The following is a 25,842-nucleotide window of genomic DNA, read 5'->3' as shown; positions in this document are numbered from 1 at the left end:
ACGAAAGTCATTCTGGAGACATTCATGCGTTCTGTACTTCCGGGCCTCGCTCTTGCCCTCACCCTGCCGCTGGCAGGTTGCTTCGATGCCGATGTGACGGCGGATTTCACCGATCGTGAAGCGGTGACCCTGGACGCTGTCCTGACAATTGAAGCCGAGGGCTACCAGATGATCGCGGGCATGGGCCAGGATCCGTGCGAGGAGGGCGTCAGCAAGGTGAACGATGACGGGTCCTATACCTGCACGATGACCGATCAGAGGACGCTGGAGCAACTGCTTGCCGCGATGAACGACCCTGAGGACGAGTTGGGGATCGGGGACGGTATCACGGTTACGGAACTGAACGACGGGAACCTGTCGGTGTCTTTCGACCTCACCGCCATGACGAGCGATCTGCCGCCCCCGGAAGAGCGTGCGCAGGTGGCGGCCATGTTCGGGGCGGCGTTCGATGGTCATGCGATCACGATGAGCGTCGTGGCCGAAGAGATCATCGCGACAAATGGCGAGATCAGTGCGGACGGCACGACGGCCAAGCTCGTGATACCGTTGACCGAGATGTTCTCGGCGGGGGTGCCGAACGTTCCGAATGCGTTCGATGTGGAACTCGTTCCCGGCGGCTAGGGTTTCGGCCTGATCGTGAAATCAGGTCAACCGAACCACGCCCATCCGTTCTGCGAGGCGTAGACGGCAAGCGCCATCACCGCGACGAGGGCCATGGAAGCGCCGAGAGAGACGCGCATGGATGTGGCGTAATTGTCGGATTCCCATGAGCGCGGTCGGATGCCCTTGATCCAGAACACGACGAGCGCGGCGAGGTTTATCGCAGCGATGTTGATGATGACCGTCGAGATGGCCCGAATTGCGCCGAAATAGTCACCATTTCCGAGGAGCAGGCCGAACGCAGATAACGGGGGCAAGAGCGCGGCGGCGACCATGACGCCGACGAGCCCCGAGGTCTGACCACCCGCGACCATGAGGGCGGCAGCGGCCCCTGATGCCAAGGGCAGGGCTACCGTCATCAGCGACAACGAATGCGAATAATCGAGAAGGTCGCTTTCCCCGTTGAAAGGCACGACAAAGGACAATGCGATCCCTGCGACGACCGCCAGCGCGAGACCCGCGCCCAACGCCCGAAGCGCGACCAGCATGAGCTGCACGGTCCCGATGGTCTGCGCGAAGGCAAAAGCGAGGATCGGACCGAGAAGCGGAGCGATCACCATTGCGCCTATGACCACGGCGACCTGATCCTGAATCATTCCGATGGCCGCGACGATCGTGGCGAGGAAGGTCAGGACGAGATAATCGACAGTCAGTGCTGTGCCCTGCCGAATGTCGGAATAGATCTCTTCGCGCGCGTTGGCCTGTTCGGCCTGGGCGACGCGTTCGGTCTCGTCCTCATCCTCGATCTCTGGCAGGCTCGCTTCGGTCGGGAGTGCATGGAGCGACCAGTTCTCGCGGCCCTCCATTTCCTTTGATATGCCGTCGAGCACGTCCTGCAGGTCGACATGGTCCAGAAACGCGACAATCGCCTGCCTGCCGTCGTCGCCCGAGGGGTAGCAATACCAATGTTCGGGGGGCAGCTCGTCGAGTTTGCCGGTGATCCGTTCGACGTCGTCCTTGGGGACGATGATCTGCAAGACGCGGTCAGCCATCGTCGCCCTCGAAGAACGGGGTCATCTGGGCGACGATCACCGAGTTTTCCGCAAGCGCGCGGGCCATGAGTTCGCGTTCTTCGTCCGAGATGTCGTGGCCGTCGTCGAGCCTTTCGTCGAGCGTGCCGAATCCGGTCACGTCGAGCGGGGCGAGGTCGGCCTGTTTCAGGATTGCGACGGTCTCGCGCACGGCTTCGGCTTCGTCGACACCCGAGGCGTAGCACATGAGCGCGGCGCCAGTGCTGTCTTTGGGCAGGCCGTCATCTGCGGAGCGGCCCACTTCCACGAGCAGGGTGTAGACCTGTTGTTTGTTCTTTTTCTTCTCGGCCATTGCGCGTCTCCTTTGCGCCAACGGGTGCGCGGAGGCGGCGGTGAAGTCAAGGCTCATGCCGCGACCTCGACGGCGACAGCGGTGGCGTAGATCCCGATCATCAGGGCGCTTTCGATGCCGATGCGCGCAGGGCCTTCGCGTTGGCGCAGGATCAGGCCGCCGAGCAGGATCGCGGTCATCAGCATGCCAGTGGCGAGCCAATAGAGATCGTTCATGCCGACCGCGTGGTAGATCGAGCCTTCGCGGTAGGCCGCGTCGGAGAACACGAGGAACAGGGTATCGAAGGTATTGCCGCCGATGATCCCGCCCACTGCGAGCTGAAGCGCGCCGCGCCGGACCGCGACGAGCGTGGTGACGAGTTCGGGGAGGGACGTGACGACGGCGGTGATGAGCGACCCGACCAGCGAGGACGACAGGCCGAAGCGGGTGATGAATTGCCCCCCCGTCTGGCTGATGACCCACCCGGCGGAGGCCATGATGACCACCAGCATCGCGAATACGGTCGCCGGTCCGCGGGCGGAGCGATGCAATTCGGCCTCGTCCTCGGGCTCGTCGCGCCGGGTTTCGCGAGTTTCGACCGGCGTCCACATCGGCGCTTCGGACACCGTGGTCGAAAGCCGCACGCCGGCGAGGTAGGCGAGGAACAGCGCGACCGAGATCGGGTGGATGCCGAAATAGGCGATATCCGGTCCGGCAATGGCCGCGATGGGGAGCGACAAGAGGATCAGAAGCATCACCGCCTGGAACAGGTTGGCGGGTTCTGCGGCGGCATGTTCGAGATTGGCGCGGCGGTAAATCAGGTCGGCAATCGCCAGAAACAGGGTCTGTGCAGCGATGCCGCCGACCGCGTTCGAGAAGGCGAAACTCGCGTCGCCCGAAGCTGCCCCGGTCACCGAAACGACGATGCCGGACAGCGATGTCGCACCGCCGAGGATGATGCCGCCCGCCATGGCCTCGCCCATCCGGGTGCGGTCGGCGATGGTGTCGGCAAGTTTGGTCGCGCGGATGGAGGCGATGACCACGACGAGACCGGCGACGGCGAAAATGGCGAACAGCGGGAGGGCGGCGAGGCGGTCGAACATAGCTCACTAACTTTCTGCGCCTCTACGGGGTTCCGCTGGACCCCCGCGCCGGGGCTTTCTAGGGTCTTCGCAAAGGGGGGCGGGATGGAGCCGTTCGGCGAAGGTCTATGGATTTGCGATGGGATGCCGATGGAGAGTTTCGGCCTTTCCTATCCCGTGCGAATGGCCGTGTTCCGTCTGGGCGACGGGCTGGCGCTCTGGTCGCCGGTGCAATTCACGGAGGAGCGTCGGGCTGCTGTCGCGGCGCTGGGCAATGTGACGCATATTCTGTGTCCCAATTCCTTTCACCACATACATGCAGGCGATTGGCACGACGCGTTTCCGGACGCCGCTTTGTGGGGCGCCGAAGGGCTTGCCGAAAAGCGCCGCGATCTTGATTTTGCTGGCGTTCTGGGTGTTGACCCATTGCCCGGCGCTGATGATGACCTCGACACGGTGGTGTTCGACATGCGTTTTACGAAAGAGGTCGTGCTCTTTCATCGGCGGAGCCGCACCGTCATTGTCTGCGACCTTCTTCAACAGGTTCCGCAAGACATGCTTTCGGGTCTGAGGCTGTTCATTGCGCGGCTTGATCTGATGGTGGGTGACGCGCCACAGGTGCCACGCAAGTTCCGGCTCGCCATGCGCAATATGCCGTCCGTAAAAGAAGCCGCACGCGTGATGCTCGCATGGCCCGCTGAACGTATCCTGATGGCACACGGCACGCCGGTGGCGGCGAACGGGGCGGCTGTCCTTGCAAGCGCGTTTCGCTGGCTTAGGCTCTGACCGCCCCGCTGCATGTCTCTTCGATCAGGTCGAGCGGCGAATGGCCCGAGCGAGGAAAATGAGAATGCAGGCACCGATGAAGCCGATGACAAGTTGACCGATCCAGCCGCCCAAGGTCGAGCCGACGATGGCCATGAGGATCGCGTTCAAGAGAAGCGCGCCGACGATGCCGAGAATGATGTTCATGAGAATCCCCATATTGGATTTCATGAACTGTTCCGCGAGCCACCCGGCGATCCCGCCGATGATGATGGCCGCAAGCCAACCGATACCAGTCATTTCAAAACTCCCGTCAATTTGGTCCGGGTCCGCCCCGGCGTGGTGGGTCAACGTGGAATTCGTGGCACGGTTCCCGAAACGATTTCAGACACTACGTGACAGGACAGCGAGATAACCGGCATATCCTACAAGGAGCACGAGGCCTTCTATACGGGTGATACGGGCGCCGGTTACTGCGAACACGACCAGGGCGGCCGTTGCAGCGAGCATGATCCAGATATCGAAACGCACGATCTCGGACGGGACGGTCAGGGGCTGCACCATCGCGGTTATGCCGAGAATGCCGAGCAAGTTGAAAATGTTCGACCCGATGATGTTGCCGAGGGCCACGTCGCCCTGGCCTCTGCGCATCGCGACCACGCTGGTGGCCAGTTCTGGCATCGATGTTCCCACCGCGATCAAGGTGAGGCCGATCAGAGATTCCGACAGGCCAGCCGCCTGGGCTATTCCGATCCCGCCCGAAACCAGAACTTTGGCAGACAGAATTGTGCCCACGAGGCCGGCGACGGTGAAGACCAACGCCTTGGGGGTCGAGAGCGGGGCGGGCAATTCCGCTTCGCGCGTATAGACAGCGGCGGCGGCCGTGCGGCGGCGCTCCGTGATGAGCGTGTAAGCGAGATAGGCGGCAAGCGCCAGAAACAGCACCACGCCGGTGCCGCGCGTCATCTCGCCTGTGAGGAAAACCGCGAGGACAGCGAGGCTGGCCACGGCCAGCGTTGTGCCGTCTCGGCGCAAGGCGGCCCGGTCGACCAAAATCACGCCCATAGCGGCGGCGAGGCCGAGGATCAGGAGAATATTTCCGATATTCGAGCCGATGACATTTCCGATCGCGATCCCCGGCGATCCGGCAGCGGCGGCTTGCAGTGAGGTCATGAGTTCCGGCGCGGATGTTCCGAAACCGACCAGTGTCAGGCCGATGACCATTGGCGACAGACCTGCGGCCCAGGCAATTGCGACGGAACCGCGAACCAGCAAGTCGCCGGCAAGGATCAGGCCAAAAAGGCCCAGGACGATAAGGATGACGTCATGCATGGGGGGGGTGCCCGGGAAACCAGCGCGGGATGCGCCAACTTCAAATGACCCTGCCGTGCCGGTTTTCAATGGGTCGCAAGAAAAAGCCCCGGCCCAATTCCGGGCCGGGGCGGCAAAGTGCCGAATCTGCTGGATCAGTCGCGGAGAAGCTCGTTGATGCCGGTCTTGGAGCGGGTTTTCTCGTCCACGCGTTTCACGATTACCGCACAATAGAGGTTCACGCCGCCGGTCGAGGGCATGGAGCCTGCAACGACCACCGAGTAAGGCGGCACTTCGCCCATGAAGACCTCGCCGGTTTCGCGATCGACGATCTTGGTGGATTGGCCGATGAAGACGCCCATGCCGAGGACCGAGCCCTCGCGGACAATGCAGCCTTCGACGACTTCCGAGCGCGCCCCGATGAAGCAATTGTCCTCGATGATGGTCGGGCCCGCCTGCATGGGTTCCAGCACGCCGCCGATCCCGACGCCGCCCGACAGGTGGACGCCCTTGCCGATCTGGGCGCAGGAGCCGACGGTGGCCCACGTGTCGACCATGGTGCCTTCGTCCACGTAAGCGCCGAGGTTCACGAACGAGGGCATCAGCACCACGCCGGGGGCGATGTAAGCAGATTTGCGCACGATTGCATTGGGCACGGCGCGGAAGCCGGCTGCGCCGAACTGGTTTTCACCCCAGCCTGCGAATTTGCTGTCGACCTTGTCCCACCAGCCGGAGCCCTGCGGGCCGCCCGGTTGAAACTCCATGTCCTTGATGCGGAAACCCAGAAGCACGGCTTTCTTGGCCCATTGGTTCACGTGCCAGTCGCCGTTTGCCTGCCGCTCCGCCACGCGGAGTTTGCCGGAATCCAGCGCGTTCAGCGTGTCTTCGATGGCTTCGCGGGTTTCGCCGCCGGTGGAGGGCGTGATCGTATCGCGGGCGTCCCACGCGGCTTCGATGGCGACTTCTAGCTGTTCGTTGGACATGGTCTCTCCCAAAATCGGCGTTTTCGTCTCGTTCGGCGCAAGGCTATAAGGGCTGTGACAATCCCGCGCAATGCGCAGAAAAGGACGAGCAGATGACAGAACACAAGCGCGCGCACCCGTTTCGACATTCGGTCGAGGATCGGGAAGCGAGCCACCACATTCCCGACACGCCGCAAACACGCTCGCCGACCTATGCGTTGGCGTTCGACGATACGGACTTTCTTCAGCGTGAGGAGTTGCGCCCGGTGCGGCTTCAATTGGAGCTTTTGAAGCCCGAGCTGGTGATGAACGAAGCCGGGATCAAATCGACGGTCGTCATGTTCGGCGGTGCGCGCATCCCCGCGCCGCGCCAGAAGGACAGCGCCCGGACCGAGACGCTTCGCGATCTGTCGAAATATTACGACGAAGCGCGCAAGTTCGCGCGGCTGCTGACAGAGGAGGGGCTGAAGACCCCCGAGCTTGAGAAAGTCGTCGTCACGGGCGGTGGACCGGGCGTGATGGAAGCTGGAAGCCGCGGCGCGTTGGATGCCGGTGGCGTGTCCATCGGGCTTAACATCGTGTTGCCGCACGAGCAGGCGCCGAATGAATTCGTGACGCCGGAGCTTTGCTTCAACTTCCATTATTTCGCGATCCGGAAGATGCATTTCCTGATGCGGGCCGAGGCGATTGCCGTGTTTCCCGGCGGGTTCGGGACGCTTGACGAATTGTTCGAGAGCCTGACGTTGATCCAGACCGGACGGATGAAGCAGATTCCCATTCTGCTGTTTGGGCGCGAATTCTGGGAAACCATCGTGAACTGGGATGCGTTGGCTGATGCCGGAACGATTTCGCCTGACGATCTGAAACTGTTCCGGTTCGTGGAAACGGCCGAGGAGGCGATGGCAGCAATGGAGAACTGGGCCGGAAAAGGGGAGAAGCGCGGTGTCATCCCCGGACGCTGAATTCAGGCATTTTTGGATCGCGCGAGGCGCGGTCGATGGTGCCGAGACGTGGGAGCTTTTGACTGGCGGCAACACGAACGAGACGTGGCGTGTTGGCAGTCGGATCGTGAAGCGGTTTCGGGAGGGCGGCGAGACGCCGATCTTCGGCAATGACGTGAGGTCGGAGCGGTTGGCGCTCAAGGCGCTGAAGGGCACCGGGCTGGCCCCGGAACTCGTGGATGCGAAAGGCGATACGGTCGTCTACGAGCGCGTCATCGGGCACGGGTGGCGTCCCGAAGACGGGGTCGAGATGGTGGCCGAGGCGCTTCGTGCGCTCCATGCGCAGCCGATCCCCGACGAATTGAGCCATGTGGACCTGCGCAAGGATGCGATGGCGCGGCAGACGCTTTCAATGAACGGGAAAGTGCCGCGCGTGCCTGCAGAGTTGCCGCCGGAAAAGCAGGTGTTCCTGCATGGCGATGCGACTGCGGCGAATGTGCTGGTCGACGAGAGCGGAGTGACCTTCATCGACTGGCAATGCCCGGCCTACGGCGATGCGGCGAGCGATCTGGCGGTGTTCCTGTCACCCGCGATGCAGTTCATGTCTGGCAACGAGCCGCTGGACGCGGCGCAGGTCGACGCGTTTCTCGAAGCGTATGGGGAAGAGGACGTCACGGCGCGCTATCGTGCGCTTGCGCCGCTCTATTCCGCGCGGATGCGGGCGTATTGCCAATGGCGCGCCGCGCGGGGCGATCAGGGATACGGGCGTGCTGCCGCGCTCGAACAGACGGCGAACTGACGTCAGAGGAAAGCGGTTATGGCGACGCCGATCAGGGCCATCGTGCCGCCGAGCGCGAAATAACCCATTGCGCGGAGCGGGCGGGCGCGGTCGAGGTCCTTCGGTGGTTCTGCCTGCCGGATCAGGGCGGCTTCGGCAAGGCCGGGCAAGCGCGGGCCGAAACGGGACAGCACCTTGAGCGTTTTCAACAGGTCGTCGGCCACCGCGCGCGGGCCAATCGCGCCGGCGATATAACCTTCGACAACGGGTTGGGCGACCTGCCAGATGTTGATGTGCGGGTTGAGCGAGCGCGCCACGCCCTCGACGATTACCATGGTGCGTTGCAAGTGGATCAGTTCGGTTCGGGTCTGCATCCCGAATTTCTCGGTCACCTCGAACAGGTAGGCGAGCAGTCGGCCCATGGAGATACGCGTCGCATCCATGCCGAAGATCGGTTCGCCCACGGCACGGAGCGCACGGGCGAATTCGTCGACGTCCTTGTCTGCCGGGACGTAACCTGCTTCGAAATGAACTTCGGCCACGCGCTTGTAGTCGCGCTTGATGAAGCCGTAGAGGATCTCGGCATAGACACGGCGGGTGTATTCGTCGATCCGGCCCATGATGCCGAAGTCGATGGCGACGATGTTGCCGTTGCTGGTGAATTTCAGGTTGCCGTGGTGCATGTCGCCGTGAAATAGGCCGTCGCGAAGTGCGTGGCTGAGGAAGAGACGCAGCACGCGGTTCCCGAGGTCTTCGAGATCGAGGCCTGAATTCGCGAGTTTTTCCTCCTCGTTTGCGGCGATGCCTTCGGCCCAATCCATCGTCATGACCCGGCGCGAGGACAGGTGCCAGCGGATCTCGGGCACGACGAAGCCGGCGTCGTTCCTGGTGTTCTCGGCGAACTCGGAAGCGGAGGATGCTTCCTGGCGGAGGTCCAGCTCGCCCATCACGACGTTCTCAAAGTGGTTAACCACGTCCTGAGGCCGCAAGCGGCGGGTCTGGGGCAGGAGGAATTCGATCACCTTCGCGGTGAAGTGGAATGCGTCGAGATCGGTGCGGAAGGCGCGTTCGATCCGGGGGCGCAGCACCTTCACCGCGACTTTCTCGCCCGTGTCCCGAAGATGCGCGGCGTGGACCTGGGCGATGGAAGCGGCGGCTATGGAATCGGAGAAGTCCGAGAATACATCGTCGACCTTGATGCCGAGCTCGCGTTCGATCGTTGCGCGCGCGACCGAGGTCGGGAATGGGTCGAGCTTGTCCTGAAGGTAGGTGAGTTGTTCGGCCATCTCCTGCCCCACGACATCGGGGCGGGTCGACAGGATCTGACCGAATTTCACATAGGCCGGGCCCAGTGCGGTGACGGCGCGTGTGACCGGCGGGAGGGACTTGTCGCCCTTCTTGCCGAGCCAAGCGAACGCCCAGCTTACGGCGCGGCTGGTCACACGCACCAGAACGGGTGCGTTCATCGCGTCGAGGATTTCTCCGAGCGCGCCGGTCCGCGCAAAGGTCGCGCCGGTGCGGATCAGCCGCCAGATGTTGATCGGGCCGCGCATCAGATTTTCCAGCCGGAATGGAGCGCCGCGATACCCATGGTGAGATTGCGATACTTCACGTTGTCGAATCCGGCAGTGCGGATCATCTGGGCGAAGGTTTCCTGATCCGGGAACTTGCGGATCGACTCGACGAGGTATTGGTAGCTTTCGCTGTCATTGGCGATGACTTTGCCCATGCGCGGGATGACGTTGAAGGAATAGAGGTCGTAGACCTTCTGCATCATGTCGTTGGGAATCTGGGAGAATTCCAGGACCATCAGCCGGCCTCCGGGGCGCAGCACCCGGTAGGCTTCGGACAGCGCTTCGGGGATGCGGGTCACGTTCCGGATGCCGAAGCTGATCGTATATGTGTCGAACGTATTGTCGGGAAAGGGCAATGCCATCGCATCGCCCACGACCCACTCGAGGCTACCGGCCATCTGTTCTGCTTCGGCGCGCTTGCGGCCCTCGATGAGCATGGACTCGGTCATGTCAAGCACTGTCGCGTGTGCGCCCGGTGCGCGTTTCAGGAAGCGGAAGGACACATCACCCGTGCCTCCGGCGACATCGAGGAGTTTTTGACCGGGACGCGGCGCAAGCCAATCCATCATGGCGTCCTTCCAGACGCGGTGGATGCCGAGCGACATGGCGTCGTTCATCACATCGTATTTCGAAGCGACATTGGTGAAAACGCCATGGACCATTCCGGCCTTCTGGTCTTCGTCCACGGTCTGAAACCCGAAATGTGTGGTTTTCTGCTCGTCCGTCATGGTCCTGCCTACGCTCGTCTTCGACCTTTTGGTCAAACAGGGGGATATATTGCCGGAGCGCAAAGGACAAATCCTCATTGTGCCGCAGGGCGTTGCCCCGTCGGAAGTGACGTGGAGATTGCGCCAAACTTTCGACAGGTTCCTGTGGGAGGAGGCGTCTGAACCAAAACAACCCGGACAGGACGTTCATGAATTTCGATTTGCTCGAGGGCACCGGTGTCGATGGGCCGGGTTTCAACCCACTGTTTATGGTCGTGAGTTTTGCTGTCGCTGTCCTGCTCGCGGCGGCGCTTTTGAAAATCGTCCTCAGGCGGGTGGGGATCGGGCGCGCGAAAACCGTTCGGCTCGACCCGATGACGGAGCCGTCCCGCATACCGACGGTCGGTCAGGACTAGATGGAGATTGGTGCGACCACGCGGACTTACCGCGCGGCGTCGGGGATCAAGCTCTTGACGCTTTTCGGGGCTGCTGCGGTTCTGTGGCTGGTCCGGCCCGATCTGCCGGGTGAAGTGGCGCGTGGTGTCGGCAGTGTTCCGGGGTTTCTTCGGGTTCCCGGACTTGCACTTTCGGGGCCGAACGCATGGTACATCTTTTCGGCGGTCGCCTTCGTCGCGTTTCTCTATGTTCATTACATCTGGACCTATCGGGTCGAGCTTGACGGGACGCAGATCACCTTTTCCCGCCCGGGCTTCCGAATGGCCCGGCATGACCTTCGCAAACTTGATCGGATCGAGGATGGTGGGCCGCATGGGCTTCGCCTATATTTCGAGGATGGTCGCAAGGGCGATCTGATGAAGCAGGTCAGGGGGATGCAGGACATGATCAATCGTTTGCGGGCGCATCTCGTCTGAATGCCCGAACTTCCCGAGGTTGAAACGGTGCGCCGGGGGATGGAACCGGCGATGACAGGTGTGCGGATCGCGCGGGCTGAAACGCGGCGCGAGGGGTTGCGCTGGCCGTTTCCGTCCGGGTTGGCGGACCGCTTGACCGGCGCGCGGGTGGAACGTCTTCGTCGTCGTTCGAAATTCATCCTTGGCGATCTGGACACGGGTGAGACGTTTCTCCTCCACCTCGGGATGTCCGGGCGTATCCTGATTTCAGGCGATCCGCTCGGGCAGTTCGTGCATGACCATCCGGCGACCGAAAAACACGATCATGTCGTGCTCGACATGGAGAACGGGGCGCGGGTGACGTTGAACGACGCGCGGCGGTTCGGGGCGCTGGACCTGATGACGACCGGCACAGAAGACGAGCATATGCTTTTAAAGCGGCTGGGGCCGGAGCCGTTGGGGAACAGGTTCGACGAGGCCTATCTCGTCGCGGCGCTCAAGGGGCGGAACACGCCGATCAAGGCGGCACTACTGGACCAGCGAATCGTTGCAGGGCTGGGCAATATCTATGTCTGCGAGGCGCTACATCGGGCCGGTGTCCATCCGGCGCGGAAGGCGGGTCGGATTTCTTCCAGCCGCGTCGCGGCGCTTGTTCCGATCATCCGGGAGGTGTTGACGGAAGCAATTGCCGCTGGCGGTTCGTCGCTTCGTGATTACCGGCAAGCCGATGGAGAGCTTGGATATTTTCAACATACGTTCCGGGTCTACGGTCGCGAAGGCGAGACTTGCCGAAAGCCGGATTGCGGCGGTGTCGTCGCGCGGATCGTGCAATCGGGGCGGTCGTCGTTCTATTGTCCCGCATGTCAAAGATGACTTGAACCGCGACGAACAAAGTGGGTAGGCAGGGCTTCGTGACATCTCTGAACGACGCCGGGAAGGGCAGGCATTCATGGCTTACGACAACATCATTGTCGAAATCGAAGAACACATCTGCACGGTGCGGCTGAACCGCCCGGATGCGCTTAACGCTCTGAACCTCGAATTGCTTCGGGAGTTGGGCAAGGCGCTGGGCGAAGCGCAGAAGAACGACAAGGTGCGCTGCATCATCATCGCGGGGTCGGAAAAGGCGTTTGCGGCCGGGGCGGACATTAAGATGATGTCGGAGAAGAGTTTCACCGACGTTTTCCTTGGCGATCTGTTCACGCCGGAAGAGGCGGCGGTCATGCGCATTCGCAAGCCGATCATCGCGGCGGTGTCCGGCTATGCGCTGGGCGGCGGTTGCGAGCTGGCGATGATGTGCGATTTCATCATCGCGTCCGACACGGCCAAGTTCGGTCAGCCCGAAGTGAACCTCGGGGTCATGGCCGGGATGGGCGGCACGCAGCGTCTGACACGGCTGGTGGGTCGGGCGAAGTCGATGGACATGAACTTGACGGGTCGTTTCATGGACGCGGAGGAAGCCGAGCGCGCCGGGCTCGTGAGCCGCGTCGTGCCCTGCAAGGAGCTGATGAAGGAAGCGACCGGGGCGGCGAAGAAGATCGCCGAGAAGTCGATGATTTCCGTAATGGCGATCAAGGAAGCGGTGCACCGCGCCGATCAGATGCCTTTGACCGAAGCGGTGCTGTTCGAGCGCCGGCTGTTTCACTCGATGTTCGCGACCGAGGATCAGAAAGAGGGTATGGCGGCCTTCGTCGAAAAACGCGAGCCGCAGTTCCGGGATAAGTAACCTTCAGCCTTTGCGCTTGGGTTTATCGAAGCCGCCCTGCCGGGGCGGCTTTCCTTTTGCGCCCTTTGGCCCTTTCGCTCCGCCGGGTTTGCGGAAGCTTTTTGAGGTGTCCAACGCGCCGGGTTTGCCCTTGGGTTTCGGCGCGGGTTTCGGGGCGGGCTTGGATGCGGGTTTCGCAGCGGCGCCTTTGGGCTTGCCCCCCTTCGGGCCGTTACCCTTTGGTTTGTCCCATTTCGGCTTGGCATCCTTGCCGCCCGGCTTGCCTTTGGGCTTGTATGGAGCGGTGACGCCTTCGGCCTCTTGGGTCCGGCGCTTGTCGTCGAATTTCTTTTTCGCCCCGCCGTGGTCGCGTGGCTTGCGCTCGCCCCGGTCTTCACGGGGATTGCCGCCCTTGCGATGAGGCTTGCCGGAGGGTCCGTCACGGCGCGGACCACGATCCTGCCGCGGCTGCGGGGCGAGGTCGGGGGCGGCGTCGAGGACACGGGCCTTCACGCCCTCGTCCAGCTCGCCATCCGCGCCGAGATTGCCGAGGAAACCATCAAGGCTCGCCTCGGTGAGTTCCACGAAGGTCTCGCTGTCCTGAACACGGATTGCGCCAATGGCCGATTTGTCGAGATTCCCCGCGCGGCAGAGAAGCGGCAGAAGCCAACGTGCTTCTGCGTTGTCGCCGCGCCCGACCGACAGTGCGATCCAGCGAGACGGGCCGAAAGGCGCGCGTTCCTTGCGCTCGGGTCTGGTGTCCGGGGGTAGCAGGTCTTCGGGCGCGCCCTGCCCGGATTGATAGAGCCGCAGATAGGCTGCCGCGATGGTTTCGGCGTCATAGCGCTCCAGCAGTTTCGTGGCGAAGCTGCGCTGCGCCTCGGTCGGTTCCTCGGTCCATGCTGGATCTGCGAGCAGGCGCTCTTCGTCCCGCACGGCGATATCGTCGGCAGAGGGTGGCGTCGTCCACTCGGCGGTGATCTTGGCCCATTTCAGAAGTCGCTCGGCTTTCTTGGTCGCCTTCGGGGGCACGATGAGTGCCGAGATCCCCTTTCGCCCAGCGCGGCCCGTGCGCCCGGAGCGGTGCAGGAGACCTTCGGTGTTAGAGGGCAGGTCGGCGTGAATCACGAGGTCGAGGTTCGGCAGGTCGATGCCGCGTGCGGCCACGTCGGTCGCCACACAGACATGCGCGCGTCCGTCGCGCATCGCCTGCAATGCATGGGTGCGTTCGTTCTGGCTGAGTTCGCCCGAGAGCGACACGACGGCGAGGCCTCGGTTCGACAGCCGCGCCGTCAGGTGGGCGACGGCGGCGCGGGTGTTGGCGAAGACGATGGCGTTCTCGGCGTCGTGGAAGCGCAGGAGGTTGAAGATCGCGTTTTCGGAATCGCGGTCGGCAACGCGCAGCGCCTGGTAGGCGATGTCGGTGTGCTGTTTCGCATCGCCGACCGTGTTCACGCGCTTGGCGTCGCGTTGGAATTCGCCCGCGAGTTTTGCGATCATCGGCGGCACCGTGGCCGAGAACATCAGCGTCCGGCGATCTTCGGGTGCTTCACCAAGCATGAATTCGAGATCTTCGCGGAAGCCGAGGTCGAGCATCTCGTCGGCTTCATCGAGCACCACGGCACGCAAAGCGTCCATGTCGAGCGAGCCGCGCTGGATATGGTCGCGCAGGCGGCCAGGTGTGCCGACGACGATATGCGCGCCACGTTCGAGCGCGCGGCGTTCGTCTCGCATATCCATGCCGCCCACGCAGGAGGCGAGCCGTGCGCCGGTTTTGCCGTAGAGCCAGCCAAGCTCGCGCTTCACCTGAAGTGCCAGTTCGCGTGTAGGCGCGACGATGAGCGCGAGGGGTGCGGCGGCGGGTCCGAAGCCGTCATCGCCCGACAGAAGCGTCGGTGCAATGGCGAGGCCGAAACCCACAGTCTTGCCGGATCCGGTCTGCGCGGACACGAGCAGGTCTTCGTCCACGAGTGCGGGATCCGACACGGCCTCCTGCACGGGGGTCAAAGTCTCGTATCCGCGCTCGGCCAGCGCTTCGGAAATCAGGGGGTGCATGGGGTCGTCCAAATCTGCGGCGCGGAGCGCGCCATGGGGCGCAGATTCTCTGCGCTGAGATCGGGCCGTTTAACGCGCCGGACGCGCTTTGTATATGGGGAATACGTGGTTACAGGCGATTGCGCGCCATTTATGGCTTCACAAGCCAAGCGATTCCCCTTATACGCCGCGCATCATGCGTGTGAGACCCGCTTAGGTCGGACTGTGCCGGTACTGAACCCGGTCGGGTCGTTTCGATCACGCAACCGAATTTGAAACAACCCGATGAAGGGAAACACACCATGGCGAATACGCCCCAGTCCAAGAAGCGCGCCCGTCAGAACGAGCGCCGTTTTGCTGTCAACAAAGCCCGCCGTTCGCGCATCCGCACCCATCTCCGCAAGGTCGAAGAAGCCATCGCTTCGGGCGACAAGGATGCAGCGCAGGCCGCGCTCAAGGAATGCCAGCCGGAGCTGATGCGCGGCGTCACCAAAGGCGTTTACCACAAGAACACCGCAGCGCGGAAAATGTCGCGTCTGTCGGCGCGGGTCAAAGCGCTGGCCTGATCAAGACGATTCTTTTCGATGAAGGGCGCGGATGTTTCTCCGCGCCCTTTTTCGTGCCCTACGACCGCGTAGGGATGATGCGCCGCTGCCACAATTCACACGCCTCAGGTCTGTGGCGTCCGGTCGCACGATTCGGCTCGCTGCCCAAAAACTCAGGGAAATAATCGGTTTTGTGAAACGCGACCGGGATTCGTTTTCCCATTGTCGGAGTCAAGCGCATTGATGAGTTGAAGTGCGGTCGCGCACCTTTCTATTTTGGTCCTGCGATTCACATCGCTGACTTGGGACGGAGCACAGACGAAGGACGGGGTGGGGACCTCAAATTCGTCGTGCTGCAAAGGAAAATCAGGGGAAAACCCCTTATCTGTATCGCGCGACCGGGTGCAATCCATGCACCGGGCAGTGCTCGATATGCCGTTGAAGTTCAGTCAAATGAGTCGTGACCCGGTGCGCTTGTATCGGGTGGGTTCCGGAAATCTTGCGGTCCGGGGTTTGATTGTGATTGCGCGACGTAGATCGAGAGACAGGTAATAAACGATGGCAGATAGCATGTGGGGACAGGTTCGCGAAAAGCTCGAGCATTCGGTTGGGCAGAACAATTACCGGAACTGGATCGAACCTCTGGAATTCGCGGAGATCGACGGGGGAGTCGCGACGTTCCTCGTGCCCACGACCTTCATGGCAAACTGGGTCGAGCGGAATTTCGGAGACCAGATTCTGCGCCAGATGACACATGCGGGGGCCCGCGTCACGCGTCTGGACTTCCAGGTTCCGAAGTCCGGGCCGCGCACCAGGCAAGCCGCCCCGTCTGAACCGACCGCAAGTTCGACCGGCAATCCGCGCCCTGTTGCGCAGTCCGATCAAGCCGAGGATCTTCCCGGCGCGCCGCTCGACAAGCGTTTCACCTTCGACAGTTTCGTGGTCGGCAAGCCGAACGAGCTTGCCCACGCCGCTGCCCGCCGGGTGGCCGAGGGCGGGCCGGTTACGTTCAATCCGCTGTTTCTTTACGGCGGCGTCGGGCTGGGCAAGACGCACCTCATGCACGCGATCGCATGGGAGATTCAGGAGCGGAACCCGGAGCTTCGGGTCGTCTACCTCTCGGCCGAACAGTTCATGTATCGCTTCATTCAGGCGCTGCGCGACAAGACGATGATGGATTTCAAGCATCTGTTCCGCTCGGTCGACGTGCTGATGGTGGACGACGTGCAGTTCATCGCGGGCAAGGATTCGACGCAGGAAGAGTTTTTCCACACCTTCAACGCGCTGGTGGACCAGAACAAGCAGATCATCATCTCCGCCGACCGCGCGCCGGGCGAGATCAAGGATCTGGAGGAGCGGATCAAGAGCCGCCTGCAATGCGGGTTGGTCGTCGACCTTCACCCGACCGATTACGAGCTTAGGCTCGGCGTCCTTCAATCCAAGGTCGCGGCCTACAAGGATGCCTATCCTGACCTCACCATTGCGGACGGTGTGCTGGAGTTCCTTGCGCATCGGATCACCACGAACGTGCGCGTTCTCGAGGGCGCGCTGATGCGGCTATTCGCCTTCGCGTCGCTGGTCGGGGGCGAAATCACCCTGGAGCGCGCTCAGGAGTGTCTGACAGACGTGCTGCGTGCGTCGGACCGCAAGGTCACGGTCGAGGAAATACAGCGCAAGGTCGCCGAGCATTATGGTATCCGGTTTTCGGACATGATCGGTCCGAAGCGCCTTCGTTCCATCGCGCGGCCGCGGCAGGTGGCGATGAAACTGTCGAAGGATCTGACCACCCGTTCCTATCCCGATATCGGACGGCGTTTCGGCGGACGTGACCATTCGACGGTGATGCACGCCGTGAAGCGGGTCGAGGAGCTTGTCACTACCGACCAGCAGATCGCGGAAGACCTTGAGCTGCTTCGCAAGGCGCTGGAGCACTAAGCACCTCTTGACCCCCCGTGGTTTCCCAAAGAAAGTGCCAAAAAACCTTGAGACGGATGGTGGACCCGCTATGGTCGCCGTCCCGATTGGTGTCAGGAGTGGGACATGAAGATTTCCGTTGAACGTGCCACGCTGCTCAAAGCAGTGGGACAGGCGCAGTCCGTCGTCGAGCGTCGCAACACCATCCCGATCCTCGCCAATGTTCTGATCGAAGCCGAAGGCGATACGGTGAGCTTCCGTGCCACGGATCTTGATATCGAGGTTGTGGACAAGGCCTCAGCGATGGTCGAACGCGCCGGCGCTACGACCGTGAGCGCGGTGACGTTGCATGAGATCGTGCGCAAATTGCCCGATGGGGCGATGGTTCAACTCACTGACGATGGGGCCGCCGGGCGGCTCACGGTCGAGGCGGGGCGTTCCAACTTCTCGCTCGCGACGCTGCCCAAGGAAGATTTCCCGGTCATGGCCTCGTCGGAATACGATGCCAATTTCTCGGCCAAGGCGCCGGTCTTGCGGCGGCTGTTCGACAAGTCGAAATTCGCGATTTCGACGGAAGAGACCCGCTACTACCTCAACGGCGTCTACATGCATGTGTCGGATGCCGACGGCGGCAAGGTGCTTCGCTGCGTCGCGACCGATGGTCACCGGCTGGCCCGGATCGACGCCGAGCTTCCTGCGGGGGCCGAGAACCTGCCGGGCGTGATCGTGCCGCGCAAGACGGTGGGTGAGCTTCGCAAGCTGCTCGACGACGACGACACCGAGGTCGCTGTAAGCGTGTCGGAAACCAAGGTGCGGTTCGCGACGCCGGATATTACGCTGACCTCGAAGGTCATCGACGGCACGTTCCCGGATTACACGCGGGTCATTCCGCAGGGCAATACCAAGAAGATGGAAGTCGACGCTTCCGAGTTCGCGCAGGCCGTGGACCGCGTTGCGACGGTTTCATCCGAACGTTCGCGTGCCGTGAAACTGGCGCTGGGCGAAGACAAGCTGGTGCTTTCGGTCAATGCGCCGGATGCCGGTGCGGCCGAGGAGGAGTTGGTCGTGGCCTATGGCGACGAGCCGCTCGAGATCGGGTTCAACGCAAAGTACCTGTTGGAAATCGCGAGCCAGGTGGATCGCGAGAATGCTGTTTTCATGTTCGACAGTTCGGGCCAGCCGGTGTTGATGCGTGAAGGCAACGACACGTCCGCGGTCTACGTCGTCATGCCGATGCGCGTGTGACACGGGTCGGCGCGGAAACTTTCTTGCCTCCGGCGGGGATATTTCCGGACCGGAAACCGGGGCGGTGATGACCGGCCTCTACCTGAAATCCCTCACGCTCAGTCATTTCCGCTCGCACCGTCGCGCGGAGCTGACGCTTGACGGGCGGCCCGTCGCCATTTTCGGGGCCAACGGAGCGGGCAAAACCAATATCCTTGAAGCCGTGAGCCTTATGTCCCCCGGTCGGGGCCTTCGCGGGGCGGCGGCGGAAGATATGGGGCGCAAGCCGGAGGGCGTTGGTTGGAAGCTCAGCGGCGTGCTGCAATCGCTTCACCAGGTGCATGAGGTGGTCACATGGGCCGAACCGGGTGCTTCGCGGCAGGTGACGATCGACGACAAGGCGGCGGCGCAGGTGGCGCTGGGCCGGATCGCGCGGATGACCTGGCTGGTCCCGGTGATGGACCGGCTTTGGATCGAGGGCGCGGATGGACGCCGGAAGTTCCTCGACCGGCTTGCGATGAGTTTCGAGCCGAACCATGCGCAGGCGGTTCTGACCTATGAAAAGGCAATGAGAGAGCGGAACAGGCTCTTGAAAGATCAGCAGCGGGACGCGCATTGGTACGCCGCGCTCGAAGCGCAGATGGCCAAAGCGGGGGGTGATATCCAAGCCAACCGCGCGCGGACCGTGGCGCTTATCATCGGCGCGCAGATGCAGGCGGAGACCGCATTTCCGGCTGCCGAGTTGCAGTTGCTTCATGCCGAGGGGGCCGCGGACGGTCCCGAGGGCGAAGAGGCGCTGGCAGATGCTTTTGCCGAAAGCCGTCCGCGTGACCTGATGGCCGGCCGGACATTGGTCGGCCCGCATCGTGCCGATCTGGCCGCGGTCTATGCCGAAAAGGGGATGCCCGCGAAGGAATGTTCGACGGGGGAGCAGAAGGCGCTGCTCGTCTCGCTCATCCTGGCCCACGGTCGCGCGCTGTCGCAGGATTTCGGGGCGCCGCCGATGTTGCTTCTGGACGAGGTGTCGGCGCATCTGGACGCCGACCGTCGCGCCGCGCTTTATGACGAGATCGTTGCGCTGGGCGCGCAGGCGTTCATGACGGGAACTGGCCCGGAGCTGTTTACAGAGCTCGGCGACCGGGCCATGCATATTCACGTGTCGGAGGATGCGGGGCAGAGCCGTATCGAGGAGGTGGACCCATGAAGACCAATCGCGTGACGCTCATTACCCTTGCGGTCGCGGACCCGAAGCGTGCCCGTGCCTATTACGAGGCGCTGGGATGGGAGCTTGAGGAAGATGTGGGCGAGGCCGTGTTTTATGCCATGGATGGCATGAAGTTCGGGTTTTTCACGCTCGAGGGGCTGGCGGCGGAGACCGGGCGCCCTGTCGAGGCGCTCAAGACCGGGGCGATGACGCTTGCCCAGAATTTCGCCTCGCCGGAGGGTGTGGACGCGATGTTCGCGAAAGCGGTCGAAGCCGGGGCGGAGGCGGTTCGCGAGCCGTTCAAGACGGATTGGGGCGGGTATTCGTCCTATGTCGCGGACCCCGACGGGCATCTTTGGGAATTCGCGCACAATCCATTCTGGACGCTCGACGGGGATGGGCGGATCGCGTGACGCTCTCGCTTGGTGATGCGGGGCTTTATGCCTTCGCGCTTCTGGTTCTTTTCCTGACACCGGGGCCTGTGTGGATGGCGCTCCTGGCGCGCGCCATGTCGGGGGGCTTTCGCGCGGCCTGGCCGCTGGCGCTGGGCGTCACGGTGGGAGACGCACTGTGGCCGCTGCTCGCGATCCTCGGGATGAGCTGGGTGGCGACGGAGTTCGAGGGTCTCACCGTCGTCTTGAAGTTCGTGGCCTCGGCATTCTTTCTGTGGCTTGGCTGGACCATCATTCGCCATGCGGACAAGCAGATCGCGGCGGACAGCCGCTTGACGCGACCCGGTATGTGGGCGGGGTTCATGGCGGGCGTGGTCGTGATCCTGGCAAACCCGAAGGCGATCCTTTTCTACATGGGGATGTTGCCGGGGTTCTTCGATCTTACTGCGCTGACTTGGCCGGATATCGGCGTGATCGTCGCACTTTCGATGGCTGTGCCGCTGTTTGGTAATGTCATCATGGCGGCGTTTATCGGGAGATTGCGGGCTCTCCTCACGTCACCCACGGCGCTGAAGCGGCTGAACATCTCGGCGGGTGCGCTGCTGATCGTCGTTGCGGCGATCATTCCGTTTACCTGATACGAAGTCCGCATATTCCTTCGAAAAAGCGCCGTACGGCACACCGGTGATGGGCGCGTCTTGCGGGTTGCTGTGCGGCAAACACGATTTCGTCTGTGCTTGCGCGGAGGCCCGCGAAATATGGTGTCATTCGCGTGACATTCCCCCCCGAAAAAGATAGAAACAGGCAACAAAAATACAGGAAGGCTCGCATGGCCGACGACGCGCAGAACAATTCCGAATATGGTGCAGATTCCATCAAGGTTCTCAAGGGCTTGGAGGCGGTTCGCAAGCGCCCGGGCATGTATATCGGTGACACCGACGATGGCAGCGGTCTGCATCACATGGTCTACGAGGTCGTGGACAATGGGATCGACGAGGCGCTGGCAGGCCATGCGGACTTCGTGAGCGTCACGTTGCACCGCGATAATTCGGTCTCGGTTCGCGACAACGGGCGCGGGATTCCGGTCGACATGCACCCCGAGGAAGGGGTTTCGGCGGCTGAGGTCATCATGACCCAGCTTCATGCGGGCGGTAAGTTCGACTCCAACAGCTACAAGGTGTCCGGGGGTCTGCACGGCGTGGGCGTGTCGGTCGTGAACGCGTTGTCGGATTGGCTGGAGCTGACCGTCTGGCGCAATGACAAGAAACACTCGGCCCGGTTCGAACGGGGCGAGACGGCCAAGCATCTCGAAGTGCTCGAGGACACGCCGGGTGAAAGCGGCACCGAGGTTCGATTCCTTGCTTCGACGGACACGTTCTCGAACCTCGATTACAACTTCAAAACACTTGAGAACCGGCTTCGCGAACTTGCGTTCCTGAACTCGGGTGTGCGGATTATCCTGCGCGACGAGCGCCCCGAAGAGCCGCTGGAAGCCGAGCTCTTCTACGAGGGGGGCGTCAAGGAATTCGTCAAATATCTCGACCGGCACAAGCAGCCGATGCTGGAGGAGCCGATCTTCATCACCGGCGAGCGCGACGATATCACCGTCGAGGTCGCGATGTGGTGGAACGACAGTTACCACGAGACGGTGCTGCCGTTCACGAACAACATCCCGCAACGCGACGGCGGTACGCACCTCGCCGGTTTCCGGGGTGCTCTTACGCGGACGATGAACCTTTATGCCAACTCGTCCGGGCTGGCGAAGAAGGAGAAGGTCGCCTTCACCGGGGACGATGCGCGCGAAGGGCTGACCTGTGTGCTGTCGGTGAAAGTGCCGGACCCGAAATTCAGCTCGCAGACCAAGGACAAGCTTGTCTCCTCCGAAGTGCGCCCGGCGGTCGAAGGTTTGATGAACGATGCGCTGGCGATCTGGTTTGAAGAGAACCCGAACGAGGCCAAGCAGATCATCGGCAAGATCATCGAGGCGGCGTTGGCCCGTGAAGCGGCCCGCAAGGCGCGTGAATTGACGCGCAAGAAGTCGAGCCATGATGTCGCGTCGCTGCCCGGCAAGCTTGCGGATTGCCAGGAAAAAGACCCTGCGAAGCGGGAACTCTTCATCGTCGAGGGTGACTCCGCTGGCGGCTCGGCCAAGCAGGGCCGGTCACGGCACAATCAGGCGGTCTTGCCTCTGCGGGGCAAGATCCTGAACGTCGAACGTGCGCGTTTCGACCGGATGCTGTCGTCCGAGACGGTGGGCACGCTGATTACGGCGCTGGGCACCGGGATCGGGCGCGACGAGTTCGATATCGAAAAGCTGCGCTACCACAAGATCATCATCATGACGGATGCCGACGTCGATGGCGCGCATATTCGGACGCTGCTTTTGACGTTCTTTTATCGCCAGATGCCCGAGATCATCGAGGGCGGCTATCTCTATATCGCCCAACCGCCGCTCTACAAGGTGAGCCGGGGGCGCTCCGAGGTTTACATCAAGGACGTGCCGGCGCTCGAGGATTATCTCATCAATCAAGGTCTGGAAGGTGTCGTCCTGCGGCTCAAGACCGGCGAGGAGATCGCGGGTGCAGACCTTGCCCGCGTGATCGAGGGTGCACGCAGCTTCAAGCGCGTGCTGGAGGCGTTCCCGACACATTATCCGCGCAATATCCTCGAGCAGGCCGCACTTGCAGGCGCGTTCGATCCGGGAGCCGTGGACAGCGATCTTCAGGCCGTTGCGGACCGCGTGGCCGAGCGGCTCGACATGGTCGCGGTGGAATACGAACGCGGCTGGCAAGGGCGGATCACGCAGGACCACGGCATCCGTCTGGCCCGTATCCTGCGCGGTGTCGAAGAAGTTCGCACGCTGGACGGGGCCATTCTTCGCTCGGGCGAAGCCAAGCGACTTTCCGAAGTGTCGATGGAGTCGCGTGACTATTACAAGGACCAGTCGACGCTGGCCCGCAAGGACCGCGAGCAATTGATACACGGACCGACCGAGTTGCTCGAAGCGATCCTGCAGGAAGGCGAAAAGGGCCTGACGCTGCAACGCTACAAGGGGCTGGGGGAGATGAACCCGGACCAGCTTTGGGAAACCACGCTGGACCCGGAGGCGCGGACTTTGTTGCAGGTGAAGGTGGACGATCTGGCCGAAGCCGACGACTTGTTCACCAAGCTCATGGGCGACGTGGTCGAACCGCGCCGCGAGTTCATCCAGCAAAACGCGCTGAGTGTGGAGAACCTGGACTTCTAGGGTCTTGTAGGATCGCCGAGGAAGGTCTCGTCACAAACGTCAATCGGTGAGTATTGATGTGACCGACGACGGTGCTTGATCGAGACTACTCTTTGAAGGCTCGATCGAGCACGGCTTCGGTGCTTTTCCAAACGCCTTTCGCGGCTTCGACTTTTTTCAGAATGAGGGTCGTGTCCTCGTTCGACGTGGCGTCCTGTTCGATGTCTCTCAAGGATTGCACGAATTCTTCGGCGCCGAATATCGAAGCGCTCCCCGCGAGTTTATGGCTCAGGTGTCCGATCTTCGGTCGCGGGTCGGTTTGCGGCGGATGTTCCGACATGTCGTTCAGGATCGTCGACGCATCGGTGCGGAATTTCCTGTAGAGATTTGAGACGGTTTCGATCCCGATATCGCGGCGAAGCCCCTCCACGCTCTTCTCGTTCACGATGACAGTCTGAGTTGATTGTTGCGTTGGTTCGAGTTGCCGAGACGCCAGAATTTTTCGAAGTTCGGCCCTGTTGATCGGCTTTGCCAGGACGCCGCTCATGCCGGCTTGCAGGAACCTGTTAATTTCGTCGGGCATCGCGTGGGCGGTCACAGCGTAGATTGGCGTCGTATGATTTGGCCCGTGCTTCTCGCGTATGACCTGTGTGGCGGCGATGCCGTCCAGCACGGGCATGGAAATGTCGGTCAGGATGAGGTCGAATGGCTGTTGCTGCGCGTGGTCCACGCCCTCCAGCCCGTCGACGGCTTCCGTGACGCGATGCCCTTCCGCAAGAAGCATGTCTTTCAGCACGATACGGTTGATCTCGTTGTCTTCGATGATCAGGACATTTCGGCGTTCGGCGTGATGGTTGTCGGCAGTTGCCGCGGTTTCGCGAGTCTTGCCCACTGGCGCTGCAAGTGTGACGGGAAGGCGCACCCAGAACGTGCTGCCCTCACCCAGTTCGCTCTCGGCGCCAATCTTGCCGCCAAGCGCCGTGACGAGACGCCGCGCAATTCCAAGGCCCAGTCCAGTGCCGCTGCGCGCGCGGCCGTAGGAGGTGTCGGCGGTCGCAAAATCCTGAAACATGCGTTCGATGTCTTCCGGTGCGATCCCGATACCGGTGTCCTGAACGAGAATTGTCAGATCAGCCCCGGTGTCTGTGTTTTCCGCAAGCAGTTCTATCGTGATCGTGCCGTTCTGGGTGAATTTGACCGCGTTCCCGACAAGGTTGATCAACACCTGGCTCAGCCGCATGGGTTCGGTCATCACATGGTGCAAAGGCTCTCCAACCCAGCGCCACTGGATCGTATTGCCCGCTTCGGAGCCGAGGTCCCGCTGGCTGTCGACCACGTTCTGCACAAGGGCCGAGAGGTCGGTCGGCACAGGCTTTATGGTCAGTGCGCCTGCCTCATATTTCGTGACGTCCAGAACGTCGTTGATATGCGACAGCAACAGGTCGCCCGAGACCTGGAGGTTGTCGACATAATCCGCCTGTTTCGATGTCAGGCGCGTGTCTTTGAGTAGGGAAAGCGTGCCCAGAAGACCGTTCAGCGGCGTACGCATTTCGTGGCTCATGACGGCAAGGAACTCGGACTTCGCCTTCTCGCCGGCGACCGCCTTGTCTCGTGCTTCGACCAATTCGCGTTCGGCGGCCACACGGCGGGAAATGTCGCGCAGGAACCCGACGAAAATCTCTCCATCGCTGCTGTCGGCGGATTGGATCGATATCTCGACCGGAAAGACCGTGCCATCGGCACGGATGGCTTCGACGTTGATCCGGCCTTTTCCGGCGACACGCTTTTCGCCGGTCTCGCGATAGCGCGACATGCCCGCTTCATGAGCGCCGCGCAGGGCGTCTGGCACGATGATCTCACCCATGTCGCGCCCGACCACATCGGATTTCCGATGCCCGAAAATTTCTTCGGCTGCCGCGCTGAACTCAATAATCCTGCCAGCGCGGTCGACGGCGACGATGGCGTCGAGCGACGATTGCACGATCGTCGCCATTCGGCGCGACGACATCTCGATTGTCGCCGCCCGTTGCACGTTTATCCGGTTCACCCGGAACAGGACGATGGAAACCAATGCGAGGGCGGAAAGAACCGCTAGCGTTACGGCTGCGAGAAACGCGAGTGTATCTGCGGTCTCGCCTCGGCGCATGTCGGCTTGTTCCGCGAAATAGGTGAGGCCTGTCGCCGACAGTTCCCGCACGGGCAACCGGATTGCGTCGATGTCGCGGCTGAGTTCGGGGAGGTCGGCCTCCATTTCGGAGTCGGTGCTGTCGATGATCGGCACCGCAGCCTCGAGAAACCCGCGAATGGTGGCGAGCGCGTCGGCAAAGGTTGTTTCGTTTCGAAGACCGAGATACAGGTCGCCTTCGGACAGGGTTCCAATCCGGCTGTAGAATATATCGAACTCGCGCCGGATCACGTCGAGATCGTCGATGTCGCCGATCATGTAGGATTTGGTTGCCAGATCGAGATCCAGGAATTCCACCTCGACCTGGCTGAGCGTCCATTGCACGTTGTCCGACGCCGCCGTCTCCAATAGGTTCAATTTTCGCAGGACCTCACCGCCAAGATACACCGCGACCGCGATCCCGAGGACCGCGGCGAAGGCAATCGCGAGATTGCGGAACACGTAGCTTTGGCGCAGATTTTCCATGCCGGTCCTGTATTG

25 protein-coding genes are annotated in these 25,842 nt (G+C 62.1%); 15 read left to right on the top strand and 10 right to left on the bottom strand.

The features are described 5' to 3' along the window. Positions 1-24: 24 nt before the first annotated feature. The gene (locus KJP28_RS13125; protein WP_218393059.1) at positions 25-621 is read left to right on the top strand and encodes a hypothetical protein; all 597 of its coding nucleotides are present in this window, start codon (positions 25-27) and stop codon (positions 619-621) included. A 26-nt stretch (positions 622-647) separates the two neighbouring features. Here KJP28_RS13125 and KJP28_RS13120 read toward each other — a convergent pair whose 3' ends face one another. The 3 genes from KJP28_RS13120 to KJP28_RS13110 are packed head-to-tail and all read right to left on the bottom strand — an operon-like array spanning position 648 to position 3,065. Further along, positions 648-1,652: a TIGR00341 family protein gene (locus KJP28_RS13120; protein WP_218393058.1), complete on the bottom strand. Its 1,005-nt coding sequence runs from the start codon at positions 1,650-1,652 to the stop codon at positions 648-650. After that, positions 1,645-1,983: a hypothetical protein gene (locus KJP28_RS13115; RefSeq protein WP_218393057.1), complete on the bottom strand. Its 339-nt coding sequence runs from the start codon at positions 1,981-1,983 to the stop codon at positions 1,645-1,647. The genes KJP28_RS13120 and KJP28_RS13115 overlap by 8 nt, the downstream gene beginning before the upstream one ends. 53 nt (positions 1,984-2,036) lie before the next feature. Beyond that, entirely contained in the window at positions 2,037-3,065 is a 1,029-nt protein-coding gene (locus KJP28_RS13110; protein WP_218393056.1) for a sodium:calcium antiporter, read from the bottom strand. An 84-nt stretch (positions 3,066-3,149) separates the two neighbouring features. On the opposite strand from KJP28_RS13110, the gene KJP28_RS13105 reads away from it, so the two are divergent. Next, on the top strand, positions 3,150-3,830 hold the full coding sequence (locus KJP28_RS13105; protein WP_218393055.1) for a DUF4336 domain-containing protein: 681 nt from the start codon (positions 3,150-3,152) through the stop codon (positions 3,828-3,830). A 24-nt stretch (positions 3,831-3,854) separates the two neighbouring features. Here the strand turns inward: KJP28_RS13105 and KJP28_RS13100 are convergent, their stop codons facing one another. The 3 genes from KJP28_RS13100 to dapD all read right to left on the bottom strand — a co-directional run bounded on the left by KJP28_RS13100 (position 3,855) and on the right by dapD (position 6,103). After that, the gene (locus tag KJP28_RS13100) at positions 3,855-4,109 is read right to left on the bottom strand and encodes a GlsB/YeaQ/YmgE family stress response membrane protein (protein WP_218393054.1); all 255 of its coding nucleotides are present in this window, start codon (positions 4,107-4,109) and stop codon (positions 3,855-3,857) included. 84 nt (positions 4,110-4,193) lie between these two features. Continuing rightward, the gene (locus KJP28_RS13095; protein ID WP_218393053.1) at positions 4,194-5,141 is read right to left on the bottom strand and encodes a calcium/sodium antiporter; all 948 of its coding nucleotides are present in this window, start codon (positions 5,139-5,141) and stop codon (positions 4,194-4,196) included. Positions 5,142-5,275: 134 nt separating this feature from the next. Further along, positions 5,276-6,103 carry a 2,3,4,5-tetrahydropyridine-2,6-dicarboxylate N-succinyltransferase gene (dapD, locus tag KJP28_RS13090; RefSeq protein WP_218393052.1) on the bottom strand — a complete coding sequence of 276 codons (828 nt, stop codon included), beginning with the start codon at positions 6,101-6,103 and terminating at the stop codon, positions 5,276-5,278. Positions 6,104-6,195: 92 nt separating this feature from the next. On the opposite strand from dapD, the gene KJP28_RS13085 reads away from it, so the two are divergent. Together KJP28_RS13085 and KJP28_RS13080 are read left to right on the top strand one after the other, a co-directional pair. Beyond that, positions 6,196-7,044, top strand: a complete 849-nt coding sequence (locus tag KJP28_RS13085) for an LOG family protein (protein WP_218393051.1) — start codon at positions 6,196-6,198, stop codon at positions 7,042-7,044. Further along, the gene (locus tag KJP28_RS13080; protein WP_218393050.1) at positions 7,025-7,822 is read left to right on the top strand and encodes a phosphotransferase family protein; all 798 of its coding nucleotides are present in this window, start codon (positions 7,025-7,027) and stop codon (positions 7,820-7,822) included. The genes KJP28_RS13085 and KJP28_RS13080 overlap by 20 nt, the downstream gene beginning before the upstream one ends. A 2-nt stretch (positions 7,823-7,824) precedes the next feature. Here the strand turns inward: KJP28_RS13080 and ubiB are convergent, their stop codons facing one another. After that, positions 7,825-9,354: a 2-polyprenylphenol 6-hydroxylase gene (gene ubiB / locus KJP28_RS13075; RefSeq protein WP_218393049.1), complete on the bottom strand. Its 1,530-nt coding sequence runs from the start codon at positions 9,352-9,354 to the stop codon at positions 7,825-7,827. Continuing rightward, on the bottom strand, positions 9,354-10,103 hold the full coding sequence (gene ubiE / locus KJP28_RS13070; RefSeq protein ID WP_218393048.1) for a bifunctional demethylmenaquinone methyltransferase/2-methoxy-6-polyprenyl-1,4-benzoquinol methylase UbiE: 750 nt from the start codon (positions 10,101-10,103) through the stop codon (positions 9,354-9,356). Before ubiE ends, ubiB begins: the two co-directional genes overlap by 1 nt. A 188-nt stretch (positions 10,104-10,291) precedes the next feature. On the opposite strand from ubiE, the gene KJP28_RS13065 reads away from it, so the two are divergent. The 4 genes from KJP28_RS13065 to KJP28_RS13050 all read left to right on the top strand — a co-directional run bounded on the left by KJP28_RS13065 (position 10,292) and on the right by KJP28_RS13050 (position 12,659). Then, on the top strand, positions 10,292-10,498 hold the full coding sequence (locus tag KJP28_RS13065) for a hypothetical protein (protein ID WP_218393047.1): 207 nt from the start codon (positions 10,292-10,294) through the stop codon (positions 10,496-10,498). Further along, complete coding sequence (locus tag KJP28_RS13060; protein ID WP_218393046.1) at positions 10,499-10,954, top strand: hypothetical protein; 456 nt, start codon at positions 10,499-10,501, stop codon at positions 10,952-10,954. Further along, a complete protein-coding gene (gene mutM / locus KJP28_RS13055) occupies positions 10,955-11,806 on the top strand; it encodes a bifunctional DNA-formamidopyrimidine glycosylase/DNA-(apurinic or apyrimidinic site) lyase (protein ID WP_218393045.1) in 852 nt (283 codons plus the stop codon). A gap of 76 nt (positions 11,807-11,882) precedes the next feature. Further along, positions 11,883-12,659, top strand: coding sequence for an enoyl-CoA hydratase (locus KJP28_RS13050; protein ID WP_218393044.1), 777 nt, complete (start codon positions 11,883-11,885; stop codon positions 12,657-12,659). A 3-nt stretch (positions 12,660-12,662) separates the two neighbouring features. On the opposite strand, the gene KJP28_RS13045 is transcribed toward KJP28_RS13050, so the two are convergent. After that, a complete protein-coding gene (locus tag KJP28_RS13045) occupies positions 12,663-14,693 on the bottom strand; it encodes a DEAD/DEAH box helicase (RefSeq protein ID WP_218393043.1) in 2,031 nt (676 codons plus the stop codon). 281 nt (positions 14,694-14,974) lie between these two features. Here KJP28_RS13045 and rpsT point away from each other — a divergent pair, with 281 nt between their 5' ends. The 7 genes from rpsT (at position 14,975) to gyrB (ending at position 23,198) form a co-directional block, all read left to right on the top strand. Beyond that, positions 14,975-15,238, top strand: coding sequence for a 30S ribosomal protein S20 (gene rpsT / locus KJP28_RS13040; RefSeq protein ID WP_218393042.1), 264 nt, complete (start codon positions 14,975-14,977; stop codon positions 15,236-15,238). A gap of 537 nt (positions 15,239-15,775) precedes the next feature. Continuing rightward, the gene (gene dnaA, locus KJP28_RS13035; protein ID WP_218393041.1) at positions 15,776-17,152 is read left to right on the top strand and encodes a chromosomal replication initiator protein DnaA; all 1,377 of its coding nucleotides are present in this window, start codon (positions 15,776-15,778) and stop codon (positions 17,150-17,152) included. A 105-nt stretch (positions 17,153-17,257) separates the two neighbouring features. Then, a complete protein-coding gene (gene dnaN / locus KJP28_RS13030; protein WP_218393040.1) occupies positions 17,258-18,376 on the top strand; it encodes a DNA polymerase III subunit beta in 1,119 nt (372 codons plus the stop codon). Positions 18,377-18,443: 67 nt separating this feature from the next. After that, positions 18,444-19,559 carry a DNA replication/repair protein RecF gene (gene recF / locus KJP28_RS13025; RefSeq protein ID WP_218393039.1) on the top strand — a complete coding sequence of 372 codons (1,116 nt, stop codon included), beginning with the start codon at positions 18,444-18,446 and terminating at the stop codon, positions 19,557-19,559. Then, positions 19,556-19,972 carry a VOC family protein gene (locus KJP28_RS13020; protein ID WP_218393038.1) on the top strand — a complete coding sequence of 139 codons (417 nt, stop codon included), beginning with the start codon at positions 19,556-19,558 and terminating at the stop codon, positions 19,970-19,972. Before recF ends, KJP28_RS13020 begins: the two co-directional genes overlap by 4 nt. Then, on the top strand, positions 19,969-20,589 hold the full coding sequence (locus tag KJP28_RS13015) for a LysE family translocator (RefSeq protein WP_218393037.1): 621 nt from the start codon (positions 19,969-19,971) through the stop codon (positions 20,587-20,589). Before KJP28_RS13020 ends, KJP28_RS13015 begins: the two co-directional genes overlap by 4 nt. Positions 20,590-20,780: 191 nt before the next feature. Further along, the gene (gene gyrB / locus KJP28_RS13010; protein WP_218393036.1) at positions 20,781-23,198 is read left to right on the top strand and encodes a DNA topoisomerase (ATP-hydrolyzing) subunit B; all 2,418 of its coding nucleotides are present in this window, start codon (positions 20,781-20,783) and stop codon (positions 23,196-23,198) included. Between the two features lie 85 nt (positions 23,199-23,283). On the opposite strand, the gene KJP28_RS13005 is transcribed toward gyrB, so the two are convergent. After that, entirely contained in the window at positions 23,284-25,827 is a 2,544-nt protein-coding gene (locus tag KJP28_RS13005; RefSeq protein WP_218393035.1) for a hybrid sensor histidine kinase/response regulator, read from the bottom strand. Positions 25,828-25,842: the final 15 nt, after the last annotated feature.

This window comes from Maritimibacter dapengensis (genome assembly GCF_019218265.1).
Taxonomy (GTDB): domain Bacteria; phylum Pseudomonadota; class Alphaproteobacteria; order Rhodobacterales; family Rhodobacteraceae; genus Maritimibacter; species Maritimibacter dapengensis.
Note: the sequence above shows the minus strand (reverse complement) of the source record. Positions and strands in the feature narration are given on the sequence as shown.